Source organism: Micromonospora sp. AMSO12t (assembly GCF_008806585.1).
GTDB classification, from domain to species: Bacteria; Actinomycetota; Actinomycetes; order Mycobacteriales; family Micromonosporaceae; genus Micromonospora; species Micromonospora reichwaldensis.
On sequence record NZ_WAAS01000340.1, the window covers coordinates 1 to 5940 of the forward strand.

The following is a 5940-nucleotide window of genomic DNA, read 5'->3' on the forward strand; positions in this document are numbered from 1 at the left end:
CCCGCGCCACCGCCGCCGACCAGGGGGTTCACGACGCGAACCCCCTGGTCGGTCCGGGAGCTGCCCACGGTGGGGCCGAACGAAGGAGCGGTTCAGTCGAAGATGGGGTCCTGGTCTCGGGAGCGCTTCAGCTCGTAGAAGCCGGGGGTGCCGGCGACCAGCAGGACGCCGTCCCAGAGCCGGCCGGCGGCCTCCCCCTTCGGCGCCGGGGTGACCACCGGGCCGAAGAAGGCGACCGGGCCGCCGTCCGGGCCGGGCGCGTGGATCACCGGGGTGCCGACGTCGGTGCCGACCGGACGCATGCCGGCCTCGTGGCTGGCCCGCAGCGCCTCGTCGTGGGCGGTGCCCTCGGCCACGTCGGCCAGCTCCGGGTCGAGCCCGACGTCGGTCAGCGCGGCGACGAACAGCTCACGAGTGAGCTTCTCCTGCCCGAGGTGGATCCGGGTGCCCAGCGCGGTGTAGAGCTTCCGGACGGCGTCCTGGCCGTACCGCTGCTCGACGGCGATGCAGACCCGCACCGGGCCCCAGCCGGTCCGCATCAGCTCCTGGTACTGCTCCGGCAGCTCCCGGCCCTCGTTGAGCACCGAGAGGCTCATCACACGGAACCGGACGTCCACGTCCCGGACCTGCTCCACCTCCAGCAGCCAACGGGAGGTGATCCACGCCCACGGGCAGAGGGGGTCGAAGAACATGTCTACGGCGGCACGCTCACTCACGGCTGGTCCCTTCACGACGGGTGTGCGCCGGCCTCCCGGCGCCTCCTGCGATCTTCACCCCAGCGGGTGTCGACCCACAGCGGAATGAGAGCGTGACCTCGCCCACCACAGGGTGTTCGTGCATGGAAGACTCGAATCCGGCCGTCACGAGCGGTCGATGACGGCGCCACCAAGGCGTGCGGCGAAACGGGATGGAGACGAAAAGTGCCGGGAGTGCGCAACCTGACGCAGGTCGAGGCCACCGAGCGGGCCCGCCTGCTCGACGTGACCGGATACGACATCAGTCTGGACCTCTCGTCCGCCGTACGGGCGGCGGCCGAGGCTCGCACCTTCCGTTCGAGGACCGAGGTGCGGTTCCGGTGCGCGGAACCCGGCGCGAGCACCTTCATCGAGCTGGCCGCCGACTCGGTGCGGTCCGCGACGCTGAACGGGACCCCGGTGGACCTGGGCGACTGGTCGGCCGAGAAGGGCCTGACCCTGTCGGGACTGGACAGCGAGAACACGCTCGTCGTCGAGGCGGACTTCGCGTACTCGAACAGCGGGCAGGGCCTGCACCGCACCGTCGATCCGGTCGACGGCGAGACCTACCTCTACAGCCAGTTCGAGACGGCCGACGCCCAGCGGGTCTACGCCTGCTTCGACCAGCCCGACCTGAAGAGCGTCTACACCTGGCACGCCACCGTCCCGGACCACTGGAAGGTGGTCTCGAACATGCCGGTGGAGCGGGAGGAGGCGGCGGGCGAAGGGCTGAAGACGGTCCACCTCACCACCTCGGTGCGGATGAGCACCTACATCACCGCCCTCTGTGCCGGGCCGTACCACGAGGTGCGGGACAGCCACGACGGCATCGACCTGGGCGCGTTCTGCCGGGCCTCCATGGCGCCGCACCTCGACTCGGACGACCTCTTCCTGGTCACCAAGCAGGGCTTCGACTTCTTCCACGAGCAGTTCGGCGTGCGCTACCCGCTGCCCAAGTACGACCAGCTGTGGGTGCCCGACTTCAACGCCGGCGCCATGGAGAACTTCGGCTGCGTCACGCACGCCGAGTCGCACTACCTCTTCCGCTCGCAGGTGACCGACTACGAGTACGAGCAGCGGGCCAACACGATCCTGCACGAGCTGGCGCACATGTGGTTCGGTGACCTGGTCACCATGCGCTGGTGGAACGACCTGTGGCTCAACGAGTCGTTCGCCGAGTGGGCCAGCCACTGGTGCAACACCCACGCCACCCGCTTCACCGAGGCCTGGACGACGTTCCTGTCCATCCGCAAGAACTGGGGCTACCGGCAGGACCAGCTCTCCTCCACCCACCCGGTCTACTGCGAGATGCCGGACCTGGAGGCGGTCGAGGTCAACTTCGACGGCATCACCTACGCCAAGGGCGCGAGCGTGCTCAAGCAGCTCGTCGCGTACGTCGGTGAGGAGCCGTTCCTGGCCGGCCTGCGGGCCTACTTCGCCAAGCACGCCTGGGGCAACGCCACCTTCGACGACCTGCTCTCCGAGCTGGAGACGGCCTCCGGCCGGGAGCTGCGCAAGTTCGCCGCCCAGTGGCTGGAGACGGCGCAGGTCAACACCCTGCGGCCCGAGCTGACGATCGGCGCGGACGGCACCTACGAGCAGGTGGTCGTGCTCCAGGAGGCGCCCACCGCGCACCCGACGCTGCGTACCCACCGGATCGGGGTGGGCCTCTACGACCTGACCGACGGCCGGCTGGTCCGCCGCGAGCGCCACGAGATCGACGTCGCCGGCGAGCGGACCGAGCTGAGCGCGCTGCGCGGGGTGCCCGCCGCCGACGTGCTGCTGCTCAACGACGACGACCTCACCTACACCAAGCTGCGCCTCGACGAGCGGTCGATGGCCACCGTGGTGCAGCACATCGCCGGCTTCGAGTCGTCGCTGGCCCGCGCGCTGTGCTGGACCGCCGCCTGGGACATGACCCGCGACGCCGAACTGGCCGCCCGCGACTACGTGGCGCTGGTGCTGGCGGGGCTGCCCGCCGAGACCGACATCAACCTGGTCAACGCCGCCCTGCGCCAGGCCAAGACGGCGCTCACGTTCTACGCCGATCCGGCCTGGGCGCCGACCGGCTGGGCGGAGCTGGCCCGCACCGCGCGGACCACGCTGGCGGCGGCGGAACCGGGCAGCGGCTTCCAGCTGACCTGGGCCCGCGCGTACGCCACGGCGGCCCGCTCGGCCGAGGACCTGGCCACCCTGCGGGGCTGGCTGGCCGGCAGCGACGTTCCGGCCGGCCTGTCCATCGACACCGAGCTGCGCTGGGCCGTGCTGGGCGCGCTGGTCGCCAACGGCGCGGCCGGTCCCGCCGAGATCGAGGCCGAGCTGGCCGGGGACCGCACGGCCAGTGGCGAGCGCGAGGCCGCGTACGCGCACGCGCTGGTGCCGACGGCGGAGAACAAGGCCGCCGTCTGGGCTCAGCTGACCGGCCCGGAGTCGCTGCCGAACTGGCGCAACCGGGCGCTGTTGCAGGGTCTCATCCACCCGGCGCAGGTCGAGCTGACGGTGCCCTACCGCGACGCGTACTTCGCCACGGTGGACCAGGTCTGGGGCAGCCGGGACAGCGAGCCGGCGCAGGAGTTCGCGCAGCTGGCGTACCCGGCGTACCTGGTGGACGACGAGACCGTGGCGGCCACCGACGCGTGGCTGGCCGGCGACGGCCACTCGGCCCCGCTGCGCCGGCTGGTGGGCGAGGGCCGCGACGGCGTCGTCCGCGCCCTGCGGGCCCGCGAGCGGGACGCGCGCAGCGCCTGACGTACGCCCGACACGGTGAAGCCCGGTCCGCGGTGCGGACCGGGCTTCACCGTTGGACGTCGGGTGGGGCTCCGGGTCGGTCAGCCCTTGCCGGCGTGGCTGGCGAGCTGGTCGAGGCCGTTGATGATGCCGCCGGCCAGGTCGCCGCCGCCGAACGCCGCCACCATCGACAGCGCGGCGAGCCGGGCGTAGGTGTCGGGGATGCGCTTGCGGGCGTGCCGGCCGGTGACGATCTCCAGCTGCCGCTGGTTGGGCGACACCGCGATCAGGACCGACCGGTCGGGCTCGGCGAGCTGGCGGTGCAGCCGCTCCGCGTGCTCCCGGATCGGCTCGTCGAGGCCGCCGACGAAGACCGAGAAGACCAGGCCGGTGCCCTGGTCCGCCAGGCGCAGGGCCTCGTCGATGCGCAGCAGCTGGCGGGTCGAGAACGGCCCGTCCAGCACCTCGGGCGGATTCCCCGTCCCGGCCTGCTTCTCACCAACGGTCACTTGCGCCTCCGGTTCCACCGGCCGGCGCCTCGATGCCGGCCTGCTCCTGCTTGCGGCTGGTCAGCGCCGGCGCCTGCGCGCCCGCTGCCAGGGCGGTGCCGGCCGAGTCGGCCAGCTGCTCCGGCCGGCCCAGGAACCAGACCGGAGTGAAGTCGAAGGACCGGCCCGGCCGGTAGCGCTTGGCGCCGCCACCGCCGCCGCCACGACTACCGGCGTACGCCAGACCGGCGATCACCAGCACCGCGGCCGCCGGGATGCCGACGAAGACCAGCAACGTCTCGGTTACAGACAATCCCAACGCCCCCAGGCGGAAGAAGAGACCTTAAGATTCCGGGTCGGGTGGACGATCATGGCGCCGACCTCCCGACACCGCTGCCATTCACGTTAGCGGAGCCCACGGCCCGCCAGATTGCGGGGTGGCGATCCCATCCGCCACTGGAGTGCTCCAGTTGCGCAGCCGTGGCGATCAACCTCGCGTCGTCGCCGTACCGGCCGGTCAGCAGGACCCCCACGGGCAGCCCTTCGGCGGTGACGCCCACCGGCAGGGACACGGACGGATCACCCGTGACGTTGAACACGGCGCAGTACGGCGAGAACCGGCGTTGCCGGTCGAAGTCCTCGGCCGGGTCGCCCCCCTCGGCGAACCAGCCCAGCGGCGCCTGCGGCGCGGCGAGGGTCGGGCAGAGCAGCAGGTCGCAGCCGGCGGTGCGGCGCACGCCGAGGCGTACCTGCGCCTGGAGTTCGCCGAGCGTGGCGGTGAGAGTGCCGGCGGAGATCTCCGCGCCCCGGGCCCGCAGGTGGCGGGTCAGCGGCAGCAGCGCGCTCTCCCGCCCGCGCGGCACGGGCGCGAGCGCCAGCACATACCAGACGATCTCGAACAGCGGCCACACGGCGGGCCCGAGGGGCGCGGGGACGTCGACCACCTCGTGGCCGGCGGCGGTGAGCAGCGCCGCCGCCCGGTCCACGGCGGCGAGGCAGTCGGGGTGCACCGGCTCGTCGGCGAGCATCGGTGCGGTGAACCGCCCGACGCGCAGCCGCCCCGGGTCGGCCGCGCGGGCCGCGCCGAGCCAGCCGCCCGGGGGCGGGGTGGGCGCCAGGTAGGGCTCGCCGGGCACCGGCCGGGCCAGCACGTCGAGCAGCGCCGCCACGTCGGCGACCGTACGCCCGATCGGGCCGTTGGTGGGCAGGCCGAAGGCGCCGGAGCCGACCGGCCCCCCGGAAACCAGCCCCCGGCTCGGCTTGTAGCCGACCAGGCCGCACAGCGACGCCGGGATGCGCAGCGAGCCGCCGCCGTCGGAGCCCTGAGCGACCGGCACCAGCCCGGCCGCGACGGCCGCCGCCGCCCCTCCGCTGGAGCCGCCGGCGGTGTACGCCAGGTCCCACGGATTACGGGCCGGCGGCGCGACCAGCCCCTCCGAGTAGAGCGAACAGCCCAGCTCGGAGGTGGTGGTCTTGCCCAGGCTCACCAGCCCGGCCTCCGCCATGAACCGGACCACGTCGGCGTCCACGGGCGGCACGAAGTCGGCGAACGCCGCCGAACCGAAGGTGGTGCGCACCCCGGCGGTGAGGGTCAGGTCCTTGATCGCGGTCGGCACGCCGTGCAACGGGCCGCGCTCGTCGGCGGGGACGGCGTCGGCAGCGCGGGCCGCCGCGCGGGCCCGCTCGCCGGTGACCGTGACGAACGCGCCGACGGTGTCGCCGAGCGCGTCGACCCGGGTCAGGTGGTGCTCGACCAGTTCGACGCTGGACAGCTCGCCGCCGGCGATCGCGGCGGCCTGCTCCAACGCGGTCAGGTCGTGCGGCTCGGCCATCCCCTCATCCTGCCCGCCCGGCCGCCGGTGTGCCGTACGACACGACCGGCCGGCGGTGCGACGAGCGCCATATCCCCCCGGACATGACCACATCGGGATGACCGGCCACCGGCACCCGGCACGCAGGATGGACCCGATCGATGGCGATCACCGTCCACC

5 protein-coding genes are annotated in these 5940 nt (G+C 73.1%); 1 reads left to right on the forward strand and 4 read right to left on the reverse strand.

The window, feature by feature from the left end; translation table 11 throughout:
• Positions 1-92: 92 nt before the first annotated feature.
• On the reverse strand, positions 93-716 hold the full coding sequence (locus F6X68_RS29750; protein WP_151457358.1) for a DsbA family protein: 624 nt from the start codon (positions 714-716) through the stop codon (positions 93-95).
• A gap of 213 nt (positions 717-929) precedes the next feature.
• Between F6X68_RS29750 and pepN the strand changes: the two genes are divergently transcribed.
• Positions 930-3482, forward strand: a complete 2553-nt coding sequence (pepN, locus tag F6X68_RS29755) for an aminopeptidase N (protein ID WP_151457359.1) — start codon at positions 930-932, stop codon at positions 3480-3482.
• An 80-nt stretch (positions 3483-3562) separates the two neighbouring features.
• Here pepN and F6X68_RS29760 read toward each other — a convergent pair whose 3' ends face one another.
• From F6X68_RS29760 to F6X68_RS29770, 3 genes are all read right to left on the reverse strand, one after another.
• A complete protein-coding gene (locus F6X68_RS29760) occupies positions 3563-3970 on the reverse strand; it encodes a DUF5130 family protein (protein ID WP_132239293.1) in 408 nt (135 codons plus the stop codon).
• On the reverse strand, positions 3957-4244 hold the full coding sequence (locus F6X68_RS29765) for a hypothetical protein (RefSeq protein ID WP_132239469.1): 288 nt from the start codon (positions 4242-4244) through the stop codon (positions 3957-3959). Before F6X68_RS29765 ends, F6X68_RS29760 begins: the two co-directional genes overlap by 14 nt.
• A gap of 73 nt (positions 4245-4317) precedes the next feature.
• Positions 4318-5781 (reverse strand): amidase, encoded by a 1464-nt coding sequence (locus F6X68_RS29770; protein WP_151457360.1) that lies wholly within the window; start codon positions 5779-5781, stop codon positions 4318-4320.
• Positions 5782-5940: the final 159 nt, after the last annotated feature.

Excerpts from the sequence above, each read along its gene's own strand:
- F6X68_RS29770 (WP_151457360.1), bottom strand. The coding sequence starts at position 5,781 with ATGGCCGAGCCGCACGACCTGACCGCGTTGGAGCAGGCCGCCGCGATC.